The 23575-nt window shown below is 41.4% G+C and carries 18 protein-coding genes; 1 reads left to right on the top strand and 17 read right to left on the bottom strand.

The features are described from left to right. The 10 genes from ACP2AF_RS01900 to ACP2AF_RS01945 form a co-directional block, all read right to left on the bottom strand. A complete protein-coding gene (locus tag ACP2AF_RS01900) occupies positions 1-1338 on the bottom strand; it encodes an MFS transporter (RefSeq protein ID WP_425234552.1) in 1338 nt (445 codons plus the stop codon). 86 nt (positions 1339-1424) lie between these two features. Continuing rightward, positions 1425-1607, bottom strand: a complete 183-nt coding sequence (locus ACP2AF_RS01905; protein WP_425234553.1) for a CPXCG motif-containing cysteine-rich protein — start codon at positions 1605-1607, stop codon at positions 1425-1427. A gap of 50 nt (positions 1608-1657) precedes the next feature. Then, positions 1658-2680, bottom strand: coding sequence for a Gfo/Idh/MocA family protein (locus ACP2AF_RS01910; protein ID WP_425234554.1), 1023 nt, complete (start codon positions 2678-2680; stop codon positions 1658-1660). A gap of 37 nt (positions 2681-2717) precedes the next feature. Then, positions 2718-4112, bottom strand: coding sequence for a TolC family protein (locus ACP2AF_RS01915; RefSeq protein WP_425234555.1), 1395 nt, complete (start codon positions 4110-4112; stop codon positions 2718-2720). After that, entirely contained in the window at positions 4109-7411 is a 3303-nt protein-coding gene (locus ACP2AF_RS01920; RefSeq protein ID WP_425234556.1) for an efflux RND transporter permease subunit, read from the bottom strand. The genes ACP2AF_RS01915 and ACP2AF_RS01920 overlap by 4 nt, the downstream gene beginning before the upstream one ends. Beyond that, a complete protein-coding gene (locus ACP2AF_RS01925) occupies positions 7411-8541 on the bottom strand; it encodes an efflux RND transporter periplasmic adaptor subunit (RefSeq protein WP_425234557.1) in 1131 nt (376 codons plus the stop codon). Before ACP2AF_RS01925 ends, ACP2AF_RS01920 begins: the two co-directional genes overlap by 1 nt. Beyond that, positions 8538-9011, bottom strand: coding sequence for a MarR family winged helix-turn-helix transcriptional regulator (locus ACP2AF_RS01930; protein WP_425234558.1), 474 nt, complete (start codon positions 9009-9011; stop codon positions 8538-8540). The genes ACP2AF_RS01925 and ACP2AF_RS01930 overlap by 4 nt, the downstream gene beginning before the upstream one ends. A gap of 147 nt (positions 9012-9158) precedes the next feature. Next, positions 9159-10037, bottom strand: coding sequence for a leucine-rich repeat domain-containing protein (locus ACP2AF_RS01935; RefSeq protein ID WP_425234559.1), 879 nt, complete (start codon positions 10035-10037; stop codon positions 9159-9161). Between the two features lie 242 nt (positions 10038-10279). Beyond that, positions 10280-11161, bottom strand: coding sequence for a leucine-rich repeat domain-containing protein (locus tag ACP2AF_RS01940; RefSeq protein WP_425234560.1), 882 nt, complete (start codon positions 11159-11161; stop codon positions 10280-10282). A gap of 172 nt (positions 11162-11333) precedes the next feature. Continuing rightward, positions 11334-13250: an ABC-F family ATP-binding cassette domain-containing protein gene (locus ACP2AF_RS01945; protein ID WP_425234561.1), complete on the bottom strand. Its 1917-nt coding sequence runs from the start codon at positions 13248-13250 to the stop codon at positions 11334-11336. Positions 13251-13312: 62 nt separating this feature from the next. Here ACP2AF_RS01945 and ACP2AF_RS01950 point away from each other — a divergent pair, with 62 nt between their 5' ends. Continuing rightward, positions 13313-13717, top strand: a complete 405-nt coding sequence (locus ACP2AF_RS01950; RefSeq protein ID WP_425234562.1) for a DUF983 domain-containing protein — start codon at positions 13313-13315, stop codon at positions 13715-13717. Here the strand turns inward: ACP2AF_RS01950 and ACP2AF_RS01955 are convergent. The 7 genes from ACP2AF_RS01955 to topA all read right to left on the bottom strand — a co-directional run bounded on the left by ACP2AF_RS01955 (position 13686) and on the right by topA (position 23517). After that, complete coding sequence (locus ACP2AF_RS01955; RefSeq protein WP_425234563.1) at positions 13686-14747, bottom strand: NAD(P)/FAD-dependent oxidoreductase; 1062 nt, start codon at positions 14745-14747, stop codon at positions 13686-13688. The two genes, ACP2AF_RS01950 and ACP2AF_RS01955, sit on opposite strands and share 32 nt — an antisense overlap. Before the next feature lie 169 nt (positions 14748-14916). Further along, positions 14917-15819, bottom strand: a complete 903-nt coding sequence (gene gldN, locus ACP2AF_RS01960) for a gliding motility protein GldN (protein WP_425234564.1) — start codon at positions 15817-15819, stop codon at positions 14917-14919. A 61-nt stretch (positions 15820-15880) separates the two neighbouring features. Continuing rightward, entirely contained in the window at positions 15881-17440 is a 1560-nt protein-coding gene (gldM, locus tag ACP2AF_RS01965) for a gliding motility protein GldM (RefSeq protein WP_425234565.1), read from the bottom strand. A gap of 57 nt (positions 17441-17497) precedes the next feature. After that, positions 17498-18148: a gliding motility protein GldL gene (gldL, locus tag ACP2AF_RS01970; RefSeq protein WP_120710610.1), complete on the bottom strand. Its 651-nt coding sequence runs from the start codon at positions 18146-18148 to the stop codon at positions 17498-17500. A 101-nt stretch (positions 18149-18249) separates the two neighbouring features. Next, on the bottom strand, positions 18250-19614 hold the full coding sequence (gldK, locus tag ACP2AF_RS01975) for a gliding motility lipoprotein GldK (RefSeq protein ID WP_425234566.1): 1365 nt from the start codon (positions 19612-19614) through the stop codon (positions 18250-18252). A 123-nt stretch (positions 19615-19737) separates the two neighbouring features. Beyond that, positions 19738-20898, bottom strand: coding sequence for a formimidoylglutamase (locus ACP2AF_RS01980; protein WP_425234567.1), 1161 nt, complete (start codon positions 20896-20898; stop codon positions 19738-19740). 138 nt (positions 20899-21036) lie between these two features. Next, positions 21037-23517: a type I DNA topoisomerase gene (gene topA, locus ACP2AF_RS01985; RefSeq protein ID WP_425234568.1), complete on the bottom strand. Its 2481-nt coding sequence runs from the start codon at positions 23515-23517 to the stop codon at positions 21037-21039. Positions 23518-23575: the final 58 nt, after the last annotated feature.

A 23575-nucleotide genomic window follows, 5' to 3' on the forward strand; every position in this document is an offset into this window, starting at 1 on the left:
CTATCCAGCGGTGACAGTCTTGCCGCTATCGATCACGGTCTTTCGGTTACCCTGTAGAAAATTAGCCCCCATTAAGAGAGTGACTATTAAAAAAATCCCTGAACCGATGGCGAATACGTTGGTCTCCATAGTTTCGAACAACAAGCCTCCCAAAATCAAACCGAACATACTGGCCATACTTCCCATACTATTGCCATAACCTTGAATGGCCCCTTGAATCTGAGGGTTTCCAGTCCGTGCCAATAATGCCAAAAAACTTGGCCACATTAAACCATTACCAATGGATAAGAGCGTATTGGCCATATATAATATGACCAGACTATCCATGGAGAGCAGAAAAAAACTCAAGGACAGTAAAAGGGACCCTACCAAAATTAAGGATTGATTGCTGATATTGTCCGATAATCTGGACAATAATGGTCCTTGGACCAAAATCATAATCAGGCTGGAATATGCCAAGAAAATCCCTAGGTCTATTGCTGTCCATTCCAAAAGTGTACTGGCATAAATAGGCAATCCTGCATAGAATAGACTAAAAGCCAAAAAAGTTAGAAAATACACAGCATATAACAACGGAACTCCTGGTTCCTTAAGAACACTGCCCCAGCCTTTTTTGGGGGGATTTGCCTCAATATCACCTTCCTGATAACAATCTTTGTGCTCAACCTGAAAAAATCTCCGAAATGAGCGGGTACTCAATTCTCCCGTATCCACCACACAGGGATTACTTTCCTTTAATTTTGTACTGATGACAAAAATGGCTACGAGTGAAATCAAGGCGGCCAAAGACAAAGGAACCAATTCTCCCAAAGCGGAGGAAGCCAATAGTCCTGCTAAGGCGGGCCCAAGAACAAAACCCAAACTTGTTGAGGCCCCCATTTTTCCAAAATTCCTGTTACGGTCTTCATCTGTTGATATGTCCGAGAGATACGCATTGGCCACGGAAACATTTCCACCGGTGAATCCGTCAAATATTCTGGCCATAAAAATGATAACTAGAGGGAGGGTCATAACATAATTTCCAGTAAGTTCAGTATTTTGGGACCATAACTGGGTTTTGGGAAGGGCAAAGGCCAATAAAAAGAGCATCCAAGCTACAAAAGTACCAGCCTGACTTAGTACCAACACCTTTTTTCTTCCGATACGATCGGAAAGACTACCCAATATGGGTGCTCCAATAAATTGAAAGAAGGGGTACATGGCTCCCAGAATGCCATAAATAAATCCATTACCGCCCATATCTGTGACAATGAATATTAGTATAGGGATAACTATGCTGTATCCTAAAATACCAATGAAGTTTACCAGGAGAATCGGGAAAATTTTTGGCGAAATCATCTTTGGTAGGTTCACGATAGCATTGAAATTGGTCAACCTAAAAATATACAATCTTGGTAAACAAAACTAACCGAGTAGAGATTCCTTTACTGACCGATTTCAGCGGCCTGGAAACCTGTTAGTCCGTTGTTTTCGAATTGTGTTTGAATCTCAATAGGATTGCAGCATACTTCGCAATCTTCTATATAGGTCTGCTTGCTAACAGAAGGATCCATTAACATTGAAATTTCGGCCCAGCAATATGGGCATTGGAAAAAGTGCTCGTACATATGGTAAATGCTAGATGATTTGTTTGTACGCTAGATGAAATTACCAGGAATCACAAAAAGACAATGCTTTGGCTTTCTGAGGATTTGTATAAAGCGGTAATGACCTCAACAGATTTCCGGGCTTCGGGACCATTGACCATGGGTGGTCTATCTTCTTCAATGGCACCCAACATATCCAAAATTACTTTTTTATGGTTTTGATGACCTATTGCCGTAGGATCCGCGGCCCCACTCCCAATACGATTTTCTTTGCCAAAATCCGGTCCCGGAACATCCATAACATTCCAATCCACAATTCTTCCACCTTTCATGAGAATGCTACCTTTTTCACCATACAATTCCAGACGTTCCGGATGGCCAGGATATAGGGCTGTTCCCGCTGTGATATTCCCTATAGCCCCATTTTCGAAAATCAAAATTCCCGAACCTACGTCTTCCCCCTCGATATCATGCACCCTGGTCCGAACCGTCCCAAAGACTGTTTTCACTTCTCCAAAAAGATGTAGCAACAAATCAATGGTATGAATTCCTTGATTCATGAATGCAGCACCACCATCCAATTCCAACGTTCCCCGCCAAGGTTTTTTGGCATAATATTCCGCATTCCGATACCAATTGATATGGGCGTTGCCCATCAATAATTTTCCCAACTTCCCTTTGGATACTGCATTGACAACCTCTCTAAAATGTTCCCCACATCTGTTTTGAAAGACACAACCCAGCTTAACCCTATTCTGTTCGCAGGTGGTAATGGCCTCATCGATTTTTTGAAGGGTAACCTCCAACGGCTTTTCACACAAAACGTGCTTTTTGGATTTTGCCGCTTTAACTATCGCTTGGCCATGACTACCACTTTCGTTACATACGCAGACCAAATCAATTTGAGGTAGTGCCAAAAATTTTTCAAGATTGTCATAAACGGGAAATCCAAATTCCAATTCAACTTTTTTAACCCTGTCAGGTAATCGGGTATACAGAGCAACGACTTCAACTGCATCAATTTCTTCAATGCACCTGACATAGGTATGCACTATAGAACCCGTACCAATAATTCCTATTCCTTTTTTTGACATGGTATTTTCATCCTAAAATAACGCGTTCAACGCGCTATTAGAGTTCAACATTTAACAACTGTCCAGTCAACTGTAATAACTGTAGTTCAGCCAGCTTAGCATCATATTTGGCCAAATTCTTATTGGTCTGGGCATTTAAGAGGTTAATCTGCGCCTGGCGAAATTCAATTGAGGTTATGCGACCCAATTGAAACTGTTCTTTGCTTCGTTCAAAATTGTTCTTGTTGGTAATTACGTTTTGCTCTTGAATTTGATAGATATTCAATCGGTTTTCGTATATGGCCAAGGCGTTTTCTATATCACGTTTTACCTCCAACTTTATTTGCGCTTTTTGTAATTCTTGGTTTTCATAGGCCAATTTAGAATTTCTCACCCTTACAGTTGTTCCACCACCATCGAACAAATTCCAGGTTAGGGTGGCTCCCAATGCAAAATTTCGTGTGTTGTTTACGTTTACCCCAGGAAAAAAAGCTCCTGGCGCATTCTGATTAAGGTTCCAACCATAGGAGCCGTTGAGGTTTACAACGGGCAAATATCCTGAACGATCCACTTTGATGTCATATTCATTAATGGCCAAATTTCGTTCCGTCTGCAACAAGGCAACATTGTTCAAATCGGCTTGCGAAATGAAATCCTCCAATTGCATTTTTGGGGTAAAGCGAACCGTAGTATCCACCTGATATACCCTGTTTAGGTCTTCGGCCAAAACAACATTTAAATCACGGATGGTATTCTCCAGTTGCTGACGGGTATTCAATAGGTTAATGCTATCATTGGTTACATCTACTTGGGCATTTAAAATGTCCAATTTGGTATTTTGTCCATATTCAAAGGAATACTCCGCCCGTTTAATCCTGTCGGTAGAAATTTCTAGGGCCTGCCTTAAAACATTTTCATTTTCCGTAAGCCTAGCTACTTCAAAGTAAACGCTAAAGAGCTGCAACATGGTATTTTCAATGGTCTCCCGGGCCTGAAGCTCGCTCAAACGATATTGTTCCTTCAATCTTTTGTAGTTGTATAAACGGCCCAGACCATCAAAAAGCGTATAGCTTGCATTTAGCGCCGTACCGTAGCGTTGCGCTTCCGCCTTGTACAGGTCAACATCCGGCCTTGGTATGGCTTGGCCAGTATCTGGATCTATAAGGGGTTCATTGGTATCAGGGTCGCTTAAGAATTGACCCGGAAACGAAAAAGTGTTATCGTCTCGTTGGTAATTGGCATTTGCAGTCCCCGTTAGGCTGGGCAAAAACCCTGAATTCAAAACGCTTTGATTGTTCTCGGCAATTTCAACCTGGTTCCTGGCCACCTGAATCCCAAAGTTATTCTCCAAAGCTAGGTTTGCAGCTTCTTGCTTGGATAGTATTTCTTCTTGGGCAATTGTGGTAAACGTTATAAAAAGGAAAGAAATAGCGGTTAATTGTATGCTGTTCATTCTGCGTGTTCTTCTAATGCTTTTTCAGATTCGGAAAGTATTTCCTCGGATTGGGTCGATTGTCCATCAATACCGTTGGAAGGCATGATCGTTTTACCCATAAGGTGCAATTCCTCTTTTTGTTCCTTAATGGCTCGTTCTACCTCTTCTTTCGTAATTTTATTTCCCGTGGCCAACCACTTTGTATTCACTTTGATCTTATTGCTAAAAGAAAGGAAAATGGGAAGCATCAACAAGGTTAAAACTGTTGCGAAGCCAATGCCATAGGCTATGGAAATGGCCATGGGTATAAGGAACTGTGCCTGTCTACTTGTTTCCAACATCAAAGGAGCCAATCCGGCAATGGTAGTTATAGAGGTAAGGAAAATTGCTCGGAATCGTGAACGGCCGGCTTCATATATAGCTTCGTCAAAAGACATTCCGGTCCTAAGGTTGCCATTGAATTTACCAATAAGTACCAGCCCATCATTAACCATGATTCCAATCAGCGCTATAATCCCCAACATGGAGAGTATGTTTATGGGGAAATCATGGATCCAGTGCCCCCATGCCACAGCGGTAAGGCTAAAAGGCACCAGCAACAGCAACATCAAGGGCTGACTAAAGCTTCTAAACGTAAAGGCTATGGTAATGTAAATTAAGCCAAGAACTGACAACCCTACCAAATTCAAGGAATCGAACAGTTTGTTCCGTTCCCGGTTCTGTCCTTCATAAGATGCACTTACGGTAGGATATTTTGACTGTATTTCAGGCATGATGACCGTCCTGATCTCATTCATAACATCCACAGGACTAGTCGCTTTTGGGTCTTTGAGATCAGCCGAAATCTGAATTTCCCTTTGTCCCTCCAACCGGTTTATGGCCACGTCTCCACGTTCTATGCTGTAATTGGCAATTTCCCTTAAGGGAACCCTGTCACCTGAAGGTGTCACAATTCGCATTTCATCCAAATCCGCAATAGAGGAACGGTTTTCGCGATCGTAGCGCACCCAAACTCTTATTTCATCCTGACCTCTTTGGAAACGTTGTGCCTGTGCGCCAAAAAAACCGGCACGTACCTGATCCATTATCATCCTTAAATCTAATCCTAGGAGATAGGCATTCTCTTTGAGTTCCAATCGAATTTCCTTTATCCCGGCGGGATCATTGTCGGAAATATCCTTTAGGGCACTATTGCTCAGCATGGATGCCTTTAGTTCCTGTTTTGCCGCTTTGAGTTCTTGAATGTTATTGCCTAAAAGTGAAACGGAAACGGGATCACCTCCAAAATTACCGCCAGATCCATAGATAAGACTTTCCACCCCGATTACCGGACCCACCAACTCCCGTAATCTATTGGTTACCAAATCCGAGCGTACGGCATCCGGACGCTCTTCACCCGGTAACATATTAATAGTCAACGTGGCAGAGGATGAACCGGGCCCTATCTCTTTGATAACATTTTCAAAAAGCTCTTTCCCAGTACCTTTTAGGTATTTCTCCGTTAGTTCCTTATTTACAATCTTGGACTTTTCTTCGATCAAACTAATGATGGAGTCGGTAACTTTTTCATTTGTGCCGTTGGGCATCAGAAGTTCTACCTGTGCCCTGTCACTGGCAATACGAGGGAAAAAGGCGGTTCGTATTATCCCACCTCCAATGGAGCCAAAGGTCAAAATCAAGGCCATGGCGAAGAACGAAAACGATAGTAACTTATGTTTCAATGCAAACTTCAGGGACGGGCTGTACAAATTGTCCCGCATCCAGGCCATGGCGCGATCGCCGGATCGGTTAATGACCCTAAGCTTGGCAAAAGCCCTGGCTATTCCATTCTTTGGTTTTTCGTTCGAGGGTCTCAACGCCTTTGAGTGTGCCAAGTGGGCCGGTAAAATAATAAGGGCCTCAATTAAGGATACCACCAGGGTTAAAAGAACAATTACCGAAACCTCTCCAAAGAAATCGCCTATACGACCATCTAAGAACAAGAAGATCGAGAAAGCCAATACGGTGGTGATAATTGCGGAAACAATGGGAGGAATAACCTCCATAGTTCCGTCCACGGCTGCCTGTACCGGTGATTTGCCCTTCTCATAATGTTGATAAATATTCTCGGCTATCACAATACCATCATCCACCAAAATACCGATGACTATAATCATTCCAAAAAGGGAAAGAACATTTATGGTCACATCAAAAAAACCAGCAAAAATGAACATCCCTAGAAAAGATATGGGAAGGCCAAATGCCACCCAAAAGGCCAAACGTGTATTTAGGAACAATGAAAGGAAAATAAGAACAAGTATGGTTCCCAATAAGGCATTTTCGCTTAATAACTGGGTCCTTTGTACCAAAGTGGTAGAAAGGTCCCGCACTACATCCAATTGTACATTGTCGTATTTTTGGTTGAAGTCACTTATATACTCCTTGACCTTTTCCGCAGACCCAATCAAATCCTCTGTATTGGTACTTGTAATGGTGACGTTTACCGATAGATTGCCGTTGAAGAAGGCGGTATTCGGAGTCTCTGAAAACCTGTCCCTAATACTAGAGACATCCTTTAAGCGTACGGTCTGTCCCGAAGCATCAGCCCTTACAACAATGTTGGAAAGTTCATTGGCGTAATAAGAACGATTTTTTGCACGTATTAAATACTCTTCTGCATCTGTCTTTATCGTTCCTCCTGTAACCAATATGTTAGCATTGGCCACGGCTTGGGCCACTTCCTGAAAAGAAAGTTCATAGGCCAAGAGGCTATTTTCATTTACGGCAATTTCAATTTCTTCATCGGGATATCCGGTAATTCCTATTTGGGAGATCCCATCAATGGCCCTAATATCATTTTCTATTTGTCTCCCGATCTGTTTTAGTGTTGCCAATGGCACATTACTCCCGCTCACGGCAAAACTAATGGTTGGTCTTACTGCTTCCAATTTTGCCACAATCAATGGCTCCATTCCCGTAGGAAAGGTAGGTACGCGGTCTACTGCATTTTTTACTTCGAGAAGCATGAAATCAATATCCCTGCCCTTTTCAATTTCCACATTGATGCTCCCATTATTTTCCCTAGAGGTAGAGGTAACACGATCAACGCCCTCGAGACCCTTTAGATTATCCTCTATTTTAAGCACAATGCCTTCCTCCACTTCCTGCGGAGAAGCTCCCGGGTATGTAATGGTTATAAGGATGTTCTTTGAATCCGTTAATGGAAAAAAGGAAGATTTCAATAAGGAGGCACCTACTACCCCGAAAATCACAAAAGCAATGACAATAACATTTACTGCAACATGATACTTTATGAAATACTCAATAATCTTTCGCATTATCCCTTTTCGTTTGCGGATTTGTCCTTAAAAACCTGTACTGCCATACCCGTGTAGGCACCTACAAGGGGTTTGGCCATAATATTGGTACCGTCCGGGATGTCTTTGAGCACTACTCTTTTATCCGAAAAATATACGGGTCTAACATCTATCAAATCCAAAATAGAATCCCGGACCACAAAAATTTTATCATTTTCCAATAACAAACTTCTATCGATTTCAATTGCATTCTCCTCCTCCTTTGCCTGAAGATTGGCTTCTAGGTACATCCCTTCACGAAGGGTTTCGTCGGCTACTTCTATAAATGCCTTGATCGTTTGGGAAGTTTGATCTACCCTACCGTTGATACGGGTAACCTTGCCTGAATAGGTTTTCGTTTTATCCAAATCATTGAGCTCCACAAGCTCCCCAACCTTCAGCAGATCGCTATAGGTCTTGCCCACGGCAACCTCCAGTTCATATATTCCCGTTTTGATGAATTCACCTAGTTTTTGCCCGGACCGGACCAATGTCCCTTCTGTCACCAGAGCTTCGGTAAGCACTCCATCAAAAGGGGCTTGAATACGATATTTGGATAAACGCCGTTCTAAGTTCTTAATATTATAGTACGACGTAAGTATCCCGCGACCTGATATGAAAAACTTCTCCTTGTCCGAGCTCATTTCCGGTAAAGGGGGAGTGCTTTTGGACATATCAAAATCATCAAGGTATGCCTGCCATTTGGAAAAGACTTCTGGATAATCCAATCGTAAATCGGGCATTACAGAAGTAATCAGGTTAAAGAGGTTGCTCTTGGCACTTCGCACACTTGCAGCATATTCATCGGAATCTATTTTGATAATAGTGGCTCCTTTACGGTAGTTCTGACCGGGTCTAAACAGTTTATTGCCTCCCCGGAATACACCTTGAACCTCTGAATAGAGCTCTACCCTATTTTTGGCCACCAAATTGCCATTTGCCGGAACCACGATAGGAACGGTCCCGTTTTTTACTACTTGGGTAAAAACGGTCTTCACTACTTTTTGTGCTTGTGGCCTATAGCTCTTTTTGCTATCCACAATTTTCTTCGCTAGAAAAATGGATATTACAATAAGCAACAGTCCCAATATGGACAAAATAATCTTTCTCATAGTCGTTCTTGTGGCAATGCCGATTTAAGTTTTAGGTTGGACTGTACTTTTTTTAGAATGCTTATCATATGCTCCTTGTCGGTTTGGGTGATATCATGTTCAAGGACATTGATTATCCGAGTAATAACCGGTATGGTTTTATCAAAAGTAAGTTTGCCTTTTTCTGTAATATATATTTTATTGATTCGCTTATCCTTATGGCTTTGTTCCCTTTTAACATGTCCTTTTTTCTCCATTTTTGCCAATAACCGCGCCATGGTCGATTTGTCCCGGTAAAGCAGGGAGGCTAGTTCATTTTGATTAAGGCCATCTTTTTCCGTAAGCTTTTTTAGTAAGACAAACTGCTCTTTGGTAAGTTTAAAACCATGCTGTTGCAGGGCATCCTGCAGATAATAATCCACAATTTTTGAAGTCTTCCCAATCCATGGGGCCAAGGAAGAATCAATATCCGCTACAACTTCAATTTTCACGAAGCTAAACTATACAAAAAGAATTAGTTGCATACGCAACCAATGTTAAAGATATATTAAAATCCGTTTAGGTGTAGCCTGAATTATTTAAACACAAAAAAAGGGATGTAGTTACATCCCTTTTTTATTGATTGGAGCGTCTATGGTTTAATTCTCGTCCTCAAATTTTGTATTTGCCACTGGTGCATCAATATCAAATAATTCTCGATATTTAAGGTTTAATTTCAAATCATCCGTATCAAATACAATAAGGTTTTTGCTTTGTATATTTTGAAGGTTTTCGAAAGAAGTGAAATCGTTTCCTTGAAGTTGAACCAGTTCCAAGTATGGCAAAGAATCGATGCCCTTAGGCACAGTGCCTTGGAAGTTATTAAAGGACAGCAACAGCTCCGACAGATTTTGCATGTTATCAAAGCCAATGTTTATTTCCCCCTCCAGCTTATTACCGGAAAGCACCAGATTTGTTAAATTGGAAAGTTCCCCGATACTTTCGGGTAGGTTTCCTTGCAAATAATTGTTGGAAAGATCAAAAATCTTAAGATTCCTCATTTTACCCACATCTTTTGGAATGGTTCCCCCAAGCTTATTGTCAAACAAGATAAGCTCTTCCAAATTCAACATTGCCGTAAAGTTTTCGGGAAGTCCTCCCTTTAAACCGTTCATCTCCAGCTTTAAAACCTTCAGTTCGGTAAGTTCGGCCAATGTAGTTGGCAACTCTCCTTCCAAGGCATTAAATGCAAGATCCAGGACTTCAAGCTTTTTCAGGTTTTTTAAACTTGTTGGAATCTTCCCGGTCAAATTATTTTTATATAAGCTAAGACCAACCACATGTCCCTCAATGACATCAACTCCATACCATTGACGAACGTCGGATTTTAGATTCCATTTAATACTCCAAGAATTGCCGTTTGTGGCGTTGTAGAGGTCTACAAGAGCAGATTTTTCGTTTTCGGGTATTTGGGCAATAGCAAGGGTTTGAAATAGCAGAAAGAAAAGGAATGTTGCATAAAGTAGTTTTCTCTTCATAATTATAAGGATTTAGGGTTGGTACTAGTAATACATTTTGAAAATTCTATATTTCCGTTATGGCTCTTTTTTGCCAATTTTGAATTAATACGTACCGTCTTTATTCGCTACGCTGTTTGTTTTTAACGTTTTTTTTCGTCATTTCTTATATAATCCACTGACTCTCTGCAAGCTCCAAATAAAAAAGGGATGCATAGAAGCATCCCTTTAACCAAACTAACTAACTAAAAAGTTATAAATCACTAGTCATCCTCAACATCTTCAAATTTTGTATCTGCCATTCTTGTCTTGCTGAAATTGATATCCTTGAAATTGGGATCAAATTCTTCCTTATCATAATCGAATACCAAAAACTGACGGGAATCCATCATTTGCAGGTTTTCAAAAGAATCGAACTTGTTGTTTTGAATCTGGAATATTTCAAGACTGGCCAATTGTGCGAACTCTGCAGGAATTTCACCGGCCAATTGATTATTGGCCAAAACCAATTCCTTCATTTTTACCAACTTTCCAATTTCCGACGGAATACTTCCTTCCAGGGCATTTTCAAAAAGACCCAAACTTTCCAATTGGGTCAAATCTCCCAAGGCGTTTGGAATCCTACCCTTAATACTGTTACTGGAAAGATTGAGTATTTTTAAATTCTTAATACTTCCGATACTTTCTGGAATACTACCTGTCAAAAAATTGTTGAACAGACTGATTTCCTCCAAGCTTTCCATTTCACCAATGGTTTGTGGGAGTTCTCCTTTAATTCTATTCATTTCCAATTTCAACACTCTTAAACGATTTAGTGAGACTATGGAACTAGGTAATTCTCCGGTAATCGTATTAAATGCGAGGTTAAGAACCCTAAGATGGCCTAAATCCCCAATGCTTTCCGGAATAATGCCATTAAGATTATTTCGAAACAGGTTTATTTCGATTACGTGGCCCTTGTCCACTTTTACACCTTGCCAATTGGATACCGGCTCCTCTAGGTTCCACTTTTTAACCCATTCCTTACCGTTGGTATGCTCGAACAGGTCTATCAATGCCCTCTTCTCTTTTCGAGTTACTTCGGCGAAGATTGCATTCGCACTTAGCAAGGTTATCATCAAAAAACAAAACAGCTTTTTCATCATTTGTCAATTATATGGACCGACAGTAAGATTTAGACTTATGAAATAAAGAATTACCCTACAAAGTAACTCCAATAGGGGATAAAAAGCAAAAAATATCGACGAAATGCCCTATTTTGTTGTGAAAGCTCGGTATTTTGTGGTGTACTAAAATTAAGTGGGTGAAGAAATTTTCCTACAAAGAAAATTCATCCAAGGTCAATGTTATTTGCTCCCAGTCTTTCATAAGCGCCTCTAACGTTTCCTTCTTTTTCTGGTAATCATCAAAAAAGTTGGGCGCGGCTATAGTAGTGTCATAGTCCATAAGGAGATTGTGATCTATTTCCGCTAACTCTTTTTCTAAATCGGATATCTTACTTTCAATGGAGCTGAGTTTATTCTTAAGGGATTTCAACTTCTTTTGATCTTTGAAAGAATTTCCCGCTTTCTCATTTCTAACCATTTTCTTGGCTATATCTTGATTTTGCTCAATAGCCCTAAAACCATCTACTTGGCGTTGTTCCAAATAAAAATCGATATCGCCCAAATACTCCTTGATTCTCCTATCCTTAAATTCATAGACTTTGTTGGTGAGTCCCTGTAGGAAGTCCCTATCATGCGAAACCAATATCAGGGTGCCCTCAAAATTCATCAAAGCCTGTTTAAGTACATTCTTGGACCGAATATCCAAATGATTGGTGGGCTCGTCCATGACTAACACGTTAAAGGGCCGTAAAAGCATTTTGGCTAACGCCAAACGATTTCTTTCTCCCCCCGAGAGTACTTTCACATATTTTTCTACCTCATCACCACTGAAAAGAAATGAGCCCAAAATATCCCTTACCTTACTCCTGTTCTTTTCATTGGCAGCGTCTATCATAGTATCTAGAACGGTTTTGTCCCCTTCCAAATACTCCGCTTGGTTCTGTGCAAAATATCCGATTTGCACATTATGGCCCAACTTAATGCTGCCTTGGTGCTCCAATTCCCCGACTATGATTTTAGCCAATGTGGTCTTTCCTTGCCCATTTTGGCCTACAAATGCCGTTTTGCTATCTCGCTCTATCAAAAGATTTATGGCCTGAAGGACATGGTTTTCCCTATAACTCTTGGAGAGGTTGTCAATTTCCGCGATTACCTTCCCCGGTGTCACGGAAATAGGAAAACGCACGTTCATAACAGCATTATCTTCCTGATCCACCTCAATGCGTTCCATCTTGTCCAATTTCTTGATCAGGGACTGTGCCATGGAGGCTTTTGTAGATTTTGCCCTGAATTTTTCGATGAGGCGCTCCGCCTGTTGTATTTCCCTTTCCTGATTTTTTTGGGCATTCAATTGTTGTTCCTTCATTTCTGCCCGAAGCTTCAAATATTTGGAATACGGCTTTTTATAATCGTAAATACGCCCCAAGGAAATCTCAATAGTTCTATTTGTTACGTTATCCAAGAACATTTTATCATGTGATACTATCACGACGGCGCCGGCATAATTAATGAGGAATTGCTCCAACCAAATTATGGATTCAATGTCCAGATGGTTTGTCGGTTCGTCCAATAATAGCACATCGTTGTTCTGCAACAGGAGTTTGGCCAATTCGATCCGCATCCGCCATCCACCCGAAAAAGTATCGGTTCTTTTATGGAAATCCTCACGTTTGAACCCTAGGCCAAGTAATATCTTTTCCGTTTGGCCTTGATAATTGTAACCCCCTAAAATGTCATATTGATGGGTAACGTCATTCAAATCCACAATCAGTTGATGATAGTCTTCACTTTCGTAATCCGTACGTTCCGCGAGCTGCAGATTTATTTCATCCAATTTCGATTCCAGGGCCTTCAATTCCACAAAAGCCTGATACGCCTCCTCTAAAACCGTCCTGCCTTGTTCAAAATCGATGTCCTGTCTTAGAAAACCGATTTTCACATTTTTTTCAATGGCAATAGTTCCTGAATCCAGTGGCATCTCCTTGGACAGTAGTCTTAATAAGGTAGATTTCCCGGCCCCGTTCTTTCCGATAAGTCCTACCCTATCACCCCCATTTAGGCGAAATGAAACTTGCTTAAAAAGGTATTCTCCTCCAAAAGAAACGGAAAGATTATGGACATTGAGCATTTTGTGACTTTTGTAACGTTCAGGAATGGGCAAAACTTTACCTTTGCCTAAAACTTTTGCAAATGTTAAAAAAAGGGAACAAACTCTATAGTATTTTAACAGGATGTTGTCCAAGATGCCACCAGGAAAGTATGTACGTGGACAAGAACCCGTATCATTTGGGCAATCTTTTTAAAATGCAAGAACGCTGCTCACACTGTGACTTAAAGTATAAAATGGAGCCCTCTTTTTTTTATGGTGCCATGTATGTAAGTTATGCCGTAGGGGTAGCTTTTGCCGTAGCAGCCTTCGTTATTTCCTATTTGTTTATAGGCCTATCATTGCTCAATGCTTTTATAGCCATTGTAGGAACCCTGGTATTCTTTTTACCCGTAATCATAAGATTGTCCCGAAATATTTGGATAAACTTCTTTGTTAAATACGATGCAAAAGCAGTTAATCCGAACACTCAAAATGTTTCCTTGTAAAACGGGAAATATCCATTTCCTCCGGTATTGGCACTTTTTTTTCAATGGCTTCATATAGCTTTTCTGAGGCGAATGGCGCAATCATGACCCCCCTTGACCCAAAACCGTTCAGGACAAATAGATTGCCGAACTTGGGATGCCTGCCTACCAAGGGTCTTCTATCGGTCACCGTGGGCCGTATCCCGGCTACATGATCCACTACCTCATAATTGCAGGTAAGGAAGGTATCCAATTTTTGTAACAGCTCGGATTTTGCTTCCTGGGTCGGTATATTGGATTTGTCCTTCCATTTGTATGTAGCCCCAACACGATATAGGCCATCACCCAAGGGTATAATAAACACAGAAGACTTTATGACCCTATTTTCCATTAGTGCCGAGGCCTTTATGGTAAGGAGCTCTCCTTTGGTACCATTAAGTGGCAAATATTTAAAATAGGGGTTGTGTTTTAATCCAAATCCTTCCGCAAAAACAATTTGCTTTGCTTCTATGGATTTATATTCTACGTGCTCTTTCGAAATTTTGAGCGCACTATAATCAAAGGTTTCCTCCAGAAACAATTGTTGCTCCATTAAATAATTGGCATAGGAATTCAATAGGTTTGCCGTATCTATCCTACCCGTATGCAAAACTTCTCCAAACCTAAAAGGAGCATCGATCATTGGATTCTCATTTTGTACAAGCCTTGTGGACAAAAAATTGCATAATCCTTTTTTGTCCGCAGCCTGAAACCATAAATTTTGCTCCTCAACAGAGGCGAACCGCCTAAGCACGGGAACCTTGAAATCCAGTTTTATTTTTAATTTTTCTTCCAATCCCTGATAAAAGGGAATGGCTTTCTCCAATTGTTCATGGGCTTTCCAGGCCAATGTAAAACGTTTTAGAATCACCGGATTGTAAAGTCCGCCCGCAATAACGGATGAAGTCTGGGAATTATCGCTAACGACTACAAAGGATTTATTGCTCCTTTCCAACCACTCGCAGAACGAAATGCCCGCAAGGCCTAAGCCCACAACTATATAATCCAACATAGGGCAAAGGTAGAAATTGTAGTTGTCTTTCCAGAGATAGTGTCTAAGGGCAGAGGAAGAATATACGGAACAGAAAAATGCCCTTACGATTTGGTAAGGGCATTTTAATTATATTGAATTGGAATGTAATCTTTTTTGAGGAATTACTAATTGGAGTTTTGAATTCCCATTAGTAGGCCCACATATCCTGCTCCCTATCTCGGATGACCTCTTTTATACGGTTGGCCTCCAGCAATTGGAACAGGGCATTTTCGGAAATGTAATCATTAATTTCGCGGTCTCCATGAACATTATCCTCACGATAGATAACACCATTAAATCTTCTAGCGTTTAAAAGCATATCAAAAGATATGGGCTGGGCGGAATTTCTTTGGTTGAATACCTTGGCATCGTGCAAAATCTGTCGTGCACCGGGGTACCATACCCAAAATAATTCTACCTTGGCATCACCGGGATCCATGGATTGGTCATCTATGAAGTTGACATCCGGAGCTACGGGAGCAAGTCCCAATAGACGGTATTTCAATTCACCTTGACGCTTATCAAAATACCAGATTCCCTTTATACGGTATTCTTCAATATCTGCGGCCGTAAGATCCCTACGGATTACAAATTCCTGGGAAAGTTCCTCGCCCGCATTTAATTGTTCGTAACCATAATCCGTGGTATCCACTTTTTGCAACGTAGCCCTTAAATCACCCATAGTTCGTTTTTCAGTGAAATAGGAATCCACATATACATCCTGAAGTTTACCATTTTTAATGTTCTTCATCAAAACATCATATAAGGATCTTCTATCGGCACCAATATCCACGGTGTCTATGGGATAGTACAATGGAAAGTTTACACGTTCGTCCAGATCAATTACTTCCCATACGGTCTTGGACCAGAGGATGTCCCTATCGTCTACGTAACCATATTCCAAGGGAGCGTCATTGTCCATCGTTTTTTGCGCCTCGGTCTTTTTCCCAATATCCTCAGGTTTTTTGGCGTTTAATATATTCGCCTGGGCCATTATGGATACGGGCAACAAACCAAGGGCTCCGATCAATAAAACATTCTTCCAATTCATTGTTTACTCCTTTTAAAATTACCGGGCGACCTTGTTATGGCCACCCGGCTTTTAATCGTTATTAATTTGTTATCTCCACAACTACCGGAGATACTTTCTTCAATTTGTAACTTTTGTTATTTGTGATGTAAGCGTTGATATCGAATATCTGAACGGCATCACCTCTTTTTGCACGTTTTAGAGCGGATTTGGCCCTAGAATCCAATTTGTTACCATTAACGGCAACTGTTGGCTGTCCGGGTACTTTAAATTTAAATCCACTAACGGCAAGGTTCAAGTCAAAGTCGAAATCTTCCAACATGGCACTGATCGTAGCGATTTCCAAGTTTCTTCTAGGTAGTTTTAGACTACCGGACTGCTTACTTACAGATCCTGAAGGCCTTGGAATATCCTTGATCCTAAAGGTTGCAGGAGTAGAGATACGCTGACCATCGGGCAAAATACCGGATGCTACAATCTTAACAGTCCTTCCTTTTCCAGGGTTCATTACATAACTACTACCGTTTCTTTTGGTAAGACCTGGTGCTGATGCAGTTACCTTATTGTTAGGTATACCTGGAATTGAAATCGACATTGGATTAGATACGCCACGATACACTACGTTCATCTTATCGGCAGCGATCAAAGCAGCGTTAGGTTTGCTGATTGTTGCAAAGGCATTTTTCACAGGTACGGGAATCTCCTCACCATCCTGCATGAAATATAATGTACCTTCTACAGTATGGTCGCCAGGAGCTCCGGCGCCTATTAGCAATTTAACCCCGCCTGCTTCCAAACGATAGTCCTTTCCATCTGTCAACTTTCTACCGTCCAAGGTTAATTCTGCCTTAACAGGTGTAGAGGAATTGTCGGTCTTGCTGATAATTATCTTACCGTCATATTTCTCACCACTATAGAAAGCGGACTTCGTAGCCATAAGAGAGGTAGCAAAGTTCTTTAAGGAAACCTGACTGGTAAGCTCTCCTTCCAACATAGATTTCAAAGCGTCTTCCTCTGTTGCCTTGACATCCGCTTGGAGCGCGGTCAACTTGGCCAAAGAAGCAACCTGTGGAAAGCCTTCATAGTGATAGTTGATCCAATCTTGTTTGGTACCATCTCGCTTTTCAACTTTACCATTGGCATCACCTGTTTCGAAACGAGCTTTAATAGATTCCTTGATTCCCGCAGGAACAATAGCTGCTACTTGGGTGCGATAATCTGTAATCCTTTTCATAAACTCCTTACCGCCTTCAGTTAAGTTGTCACCTTGAAAGAATTGTTGATCTAAATAGTCGGACTTGTCCATTACCGTATAATCCTTTGGATCTTCGGTATCTTTCATCATTTCTGATTTAAGACCTTCCAAATAATCGTAATACTCTTGGGACAAGGTTTTTATTTGTTGGGCATTCTGATACAATTCCCCATATTTTGCGGAATCCTCGGATGCCTTTGTTTCTAGACTGGCCAAGAAAGCTTCATTACTTTCTTTCGTCTTTACATTGGAAGCTTCCATCCGTTCGTTCATGATCCCGAACGCTGCAAGAACTTCCTTGCTCATATTTAAGGCCAACATCGCAATGAAGATCAGGTACATTAGGTTGATCATCTTTTGACGTGGCGTCTGTTTTCCTGAAGCCATATTTTCTAATTGGATTTAATTAATTAATCTGATTTGGGTTTAAGGAATTCAATCCAATTAGTTTCTGTTCATTGCGGTTAACATTCCTCCGTAAACACCGTTCAAAGAAGAAAGGTTAGTAGCCAAAGATTCCATTTGCTCCTTAAGGGCACTGGCATTCTGCACTACTTCCTCGTTAACAGAGGCTTGCTTACTTGCACTCTCCAATTGAACTTTGTACAAGCTGTTCAAAGATTCCATTTGAGCGGCGGCCTGAACCATTTCATCGGAATATTTCTTGGTAGACTCCATGGCATCCATTGTAGGGGCGATACCTTTGGCGGCTCCTTCAAAATTTCGGATACTGTCACCCAAGCTTTCCATAAGATTGGCATCTACACCGGCCTCTTTTAAAAGGTCATCTAATTTTTTGGATAAAGAAGTCTCAGCTTCTTTCATCTCGGCCAACTCGTTTTTCTTTCCGTTGGAAGCTCCACCGGATAATTCAGGATAAACCAAAGACCAATCATATTCATCATCTACTGGTTCAAATGCACTGATCGCAAAAATAAGTGCCTCTGTAATAAGTCCTATCGCTAGAAGAATTCCACCGTTAAGAGGTCCGAACTCCCAGTGAAGGATTTTGAACAACGCACCGATAATTACTACAGATGCCCCAAGGCCGTAGGCCATGTTAAACAATTTCTTTGTTGATTTTGACTGTGCCATAATTTAAAATTTAATTTAAGTTTACTGTTAAAATAAGTATTTGGTTAAAATTTGATGGTTTTCCGATAGTTATCGGGATTTGTATTTAAGATTTAAATATTCTATTGTGTTGAATCCTCTTCGCCCATATAATCCTGAACGGTTCGGAAACCTATATAGCTCCTTGCGGAATCTTTGTATTCGTAGTCCCTGGTACTTACTTGAAGGAAATATGCAACGTCCTTCCAAGATCCACCACGGATAACTTTTCTTGCATTTCCACCGTCTCCGCCATTGGGGTTCATTGTAGAAACGTAATCATAGGATGCAGGATCATAGCTGGAGTTGGTCCACTCGGATACGTTACCGGCCATATTGTACAAATTAAAATCATTTGGCTCGTAAGACTTTGCCTCCACGGTGTATAAGGCGGCGTCGGCTGCATAATCCCCTCGCTGTGGCTTAAAGTTGGCCATGAAACAACCTGTATCGCTAATTACATAAGGGCCTCCCCAAGGATAGGTTCCACCTTCAATACCACCTCTGGCGGCGTATTCCCATTCCGCTTCGGTAGGCAATCTAAATTGGTTGACAAATTGCCTTCCACGGCTCTTCTGATCATCATTCTTAAACTTGGTCCTCCAGTTACAAAAGGCCTTTGCCTGCTTCCAAGATACCCCGACTACAGGATAATCACTGTACGCATCATGCCAAAAGTAATCATTATGCATGGGTTCGTTATAGGAATATTCAAAATCCCTGATCCATACGGTCGTATCCGGATAGATTTCCAATTCTTCCTGACGGATAAAGTCCCTTCTACTGCCCTTTCCTTTTTTGGCGGCGCGAGCAGCGGCTTCAATATCCATCCAACTATATTTATACTTTAGTTTGGTAACATCTACGCTTCTTTGTCCATTATAGGATTCCTCCTCAGGAATATACAAAGAATCCATGACCTCGGTATAGTATTCGTCCGGATATTCCGAAGTGTCCCAAATAAGATCTTCATCCTTGTTCAATCCCCTTCCTTCATATCCTGTCTCTCCCATTCCGGAGTAGTTGTCCAACATGTATTTGTCGTATGCGGAAACTTTGGAGGTATCGGCGTCTTTAAATGCGTACTCCCCAATTCCCCCATCTTCCGGACCTAGTCCCAATTCATCGGCGAGAATGGCCAATCTTGTTCTGGTAATGGAATCCTTTACCCATTCCACAAACTGACGATATTCACTGTTCGTAATTTCCGTGTCATCCATATAAAAGGAACGTACGGTAACGGTCTTTGTCGGGGCATTGAGAACCTTTGCCATATCTTCCTCGGTCTTACCCATAATGAAAGATCCCCTGGGAATCAATTCCATTCCATAGGGTTTCTCGGGATACCATTTTTTACCTTTGGCTCCAACTAGCTCTCCCTTCGTTTTAGACCCACAACTTGTGAGCAAAAAAACAAACGCTATGGATGATAACAATAGCTTCTTCATACTTTAGGTTAAATTTCGATTTCGGTTATAAACTGCAAACACAAATATTTATTCTACTCTCTAAAACTACGTTTTGAGTAAATTATTGTATCGAAAGCAATTATCCTCTAAAAAAACTTTTGATCAATTAAGGCCCTTCTTATAGGCCTTGAACCACCTTTCTGGAATGTTCTGGTCGCAAGCGTCCAAATAGTCCTTTTCGGCGCATGGTAATAACGCCGATGATTCCTTTTTAGTATGTGAAGTTAAAATTGAAGGCACCTCTACCCACCATCTTTCTGTAAGGTGACTTTTATAGAAGACCAACTCTTCCGTTTCAGTGGGTACGTTGTACTTTGTGAAGTTTTCATTTTTGGCATAAGGAGATTCATAAATCCTGTAATTATACCCCTCTATAAAGTACCAAATTATCTGAGCTACAAGTTGACCGGATTGTACCGTATTCTCCATTTCATAAATGCCGAATAAACAGACTTTGTCACTAATGCCTGCATATCTGGCAATAGCGCAGATTTCCCTACCATCAAACCCATTCGGGGAAAAGTCATGGGAAAGCACCCCCATTTCACCGGCCTTTATGGAGCGGGCATCTATACTTACCACATGTGCATTTCGCAATACCGGCTCTACCAATGACATATTTTGGGTGAGTTCCCCCAATCTATAGGCATCAAAAAAAAGACGATCCATAAGGTCAATTTCCTCTTGGGCATTAAAGTAACTTTGATATCCAATGTTGGAAAAATTGAACAAGTTATTAGGCTTGTCCGTAATTATCTTACTCATGTAAGAATTGGAAGATATCAATTCGTCCTGTATTCCAAAATCGAAACGGCTGTCTACCGCTACTAGGTTTATCAAATCCTTTATGCCATCAAAGGCACGGTAGGTAGGGTAGGTAACATCCTGGGTAGCGCCGATTATAATAGGGACAATGTTTTCTTCCAAAAGACCTGCAGCGATTTCCCTAACTACAAAATATGTATCATCTACGGTCTCTCCCTCCTCTATGTCTCCCATATCCACAAGGGTGGAATTCCAGTTCCCCTGCAATAACTTGTATAATTGAATCCTGATGTTGGAAACATCCAGTTTTTCATGCTTTTTTACGAAAGCGTTCCTGGATTCCAAAACGCCCACTATGGCCATGGATGCGTTGGCCAAAACCGGCAGGCCCTCTTTTTCCGTATGCTTGTATATGTTTTTTCCAAGGGCCTGGGGAGGCAACAATTCGCAATGGGCAAGGACCTTATCCGCAACCGGCACTAAAAAATCGAAAGCCATGAAGGTAAATATTGGGTTATCGGGCTATTTGTTCGTTGTTCAAAACTAAAAAGTTACCGTGTCAATTGCAAGCACAAGAGTTTTGGACTTTCGCAGTATCCTTAGTTTTGAATTTAGAATTGCCGACTATGATGTTTTTTACTTCTTCTTTGCCTTGGATCTTTTTTTCGGAGCCTTTTTTGCCAAAAGTTCCTTGGCCTCTTCCAATTTGATTTTAGAAACATCCACCGTTTTGGCCAACTCTACCTTGGTACGACCCTTTATTATATTGTGTCTTCCCCATCTGGCCTTTTCGATCCGGATACCCTCCTCTGGCCATTCCTGTATCAATTTATCAATTTCCTTTTGCTTTTTAAGCTCGATCAGTTCTTCGATATTCCCTTGGGATAAATTATCAAAATCATATTTCTTGTTGACATTGATAAAAATTCCATTCCATTTGATGAAGGGTCCAAACCTTCCCTTGCCTTTGGTAACTTCCTTGCCTTCATAAGTCGCAATGGGGGCATCCGCCTTTTCTTTTTCCTTAATGAGCTCAATAGCTCTTTCCAAATCCACATCAAAAGCACTTTCGCCCTTCTCCAAGGAAACAAACTTCTTTCCAAAACGAACATACGGACCATAACGACCCACATTAGCTTCTATGTCTTCTCCTTTGTAAGCTCCTAACTTTCTGGGAAGTTGAAACAACTCCATGGCCTCTTCATAGGTAATAGTGTTAAGGGACTGGTCTGGCAAAAGACTTGCAAACAAAGGCTTTTCCTCCTCTTCTACTGTTCCTATTTGAACCATAGGTCCAAATCTTCCAAGACGTACGGCCACCTGCCTACCTGTATCGGGGTCCGTGCCCAATACTCGCTCCCCACTGGCGCGATCGGCGTTTTCCTCCACGTGCTCAACATTAGGCCGAAAATCCTTATAAAAGTCCTGCATTATTTTTTGCCAATCCTCTTCACCCTCGGCAATTTCATCAAAATTTTCTTCGACCTTAGCGGTAAAGTTGTAATCCAAAATATTGGCGAAATGACTTACCAAAAAGTCATTTACAATCATGCCTATATCCGTGGGAACGAGCTTGCCCTTATCGGAACCCACGGTTTCGGTAAGCTTCTTTTCCTGTATTTTTCCGGAATCCAATACTAATTGAATGTAATTCCTTTCCGTGCCTTCTATGGTACCTTTTTCCACGTAGCCTCTGTTTTGAATGGTAGAAATAGTAGGCGCATATGTGGAAGGTCTTCCAATACCAAGTTCCTCCAATTTCTTTACCAAAGATGCTTCGGTAAACCGATATGGCGGTCTTGTAAAACGTTCGGTAGCCGAAATGTATGTATTCTCCAAAAGATCACCCTCTTTCATGGCCGGCAACATGCCTTCCTGTTCTTCGCCCCTATCCTCATCATCAATCCCTTCCATATATACCTTTAGGAAGCCATCAAATTTGATTACCTCCCCATTGGCCGTGAATTCCTCGCCATGAGTGTTCGACTTAATCTTGACATTGGTACGCTCCAATTGGGCATCGCTCATTTGTGACGCAATGGTCCGTTTCCAAATAAGTTCGTACAATTTGGACTGGTCCCGCTCCAAGGATGGCGATTGGTTGGCTATGTTGGTAGGCCGAATGGCTTCATGCGCTTCCTGAGCACCTTTTGACTTTCCCTTAAAATTTCTTACGCTGCTGTAATCTTTCCCATAATTCTCAATGATAGCTTCTTTGGCCATAGCGATAGCTTCACCGGAGAGGTTAACACTGTCCGTTCTCATGTAGGTTATAAGTCCGGCCTCGTATAAGCGTTGGGCAACCTGCATGGTACGTCCTACGGAAAAATAGAGTTTACGGGAGGCTTCTTGCTGTAAGGTAGAGGTAGTAAATGGTGCTGATGGAGATTTTTTTGCAGGTTTCTTATCTAGGTTGCCTACGGAAAAAATAGCTCCAAGGTTCTTTTTCAAAAAGGCTTCTGCCTCATCCTTGGATGCTAAGGTCTTATGCAATTTAGCCGTAAACACACCTCCATCGCCGGTCTTGAATTCTGCCGAAACCCTAAAGGAAGCTTCTGGCTTAAATACCTCTATATCACGTTCCCTCTCAACGATCAGTCTAACTGCAACCGATTGGACCCGCCCGGCCGAAAGTCCCGGCTTAATTTTTTTCCACAGTACGGGAGAGAGTTGATAGCCCACCAAGCGATCCAATACCCGCCTCGCCTGTTGAGCGTTAACCAAATTGTAATTGATATCGCGTGGATTCTCAATGGCTTTCTGGATAGCAGATTTGGTAATGGAGTTAAAAACGATGCGCTTGGTCTTTTTCTTATCCAAATCCAATGTCTCTGTCAAATGCCAAGAAATGGCTTCCCCTTCACGATCTTCATCACTGGCCAACCAGATGGTATCCGCTTTTTTGGCAAGATTCTTTAATTTCTTGACCAATGCCTTTTTCTCCTTATCTACTATATATTTGGGCTCAAAATTATTATCTACATCTACGCCAAGCTCCTTGGAAGGTAAGTCCGCAATGTGTCCAAAACTGGATTCTACCTTATAATCCTTTCCCAAAAATTTCTCTATCGTCTTTGCCTTGGCGGGCGACTCAACGATCACTAAATTCTTTGCCATGCAATGGTTTTTGAAGGAACAAAAGTAACCGAAATTTTTAATTTGAAACTATCCACGC

This window comes from Ulvibacterium sp. (assembly GCF_965248315.1).
Classification (GTDB): Bacteria; Bacteroidota; Bacteroidia; order Flavobacteriales; family Flavobacteriaceae; genus Ulvibacterium.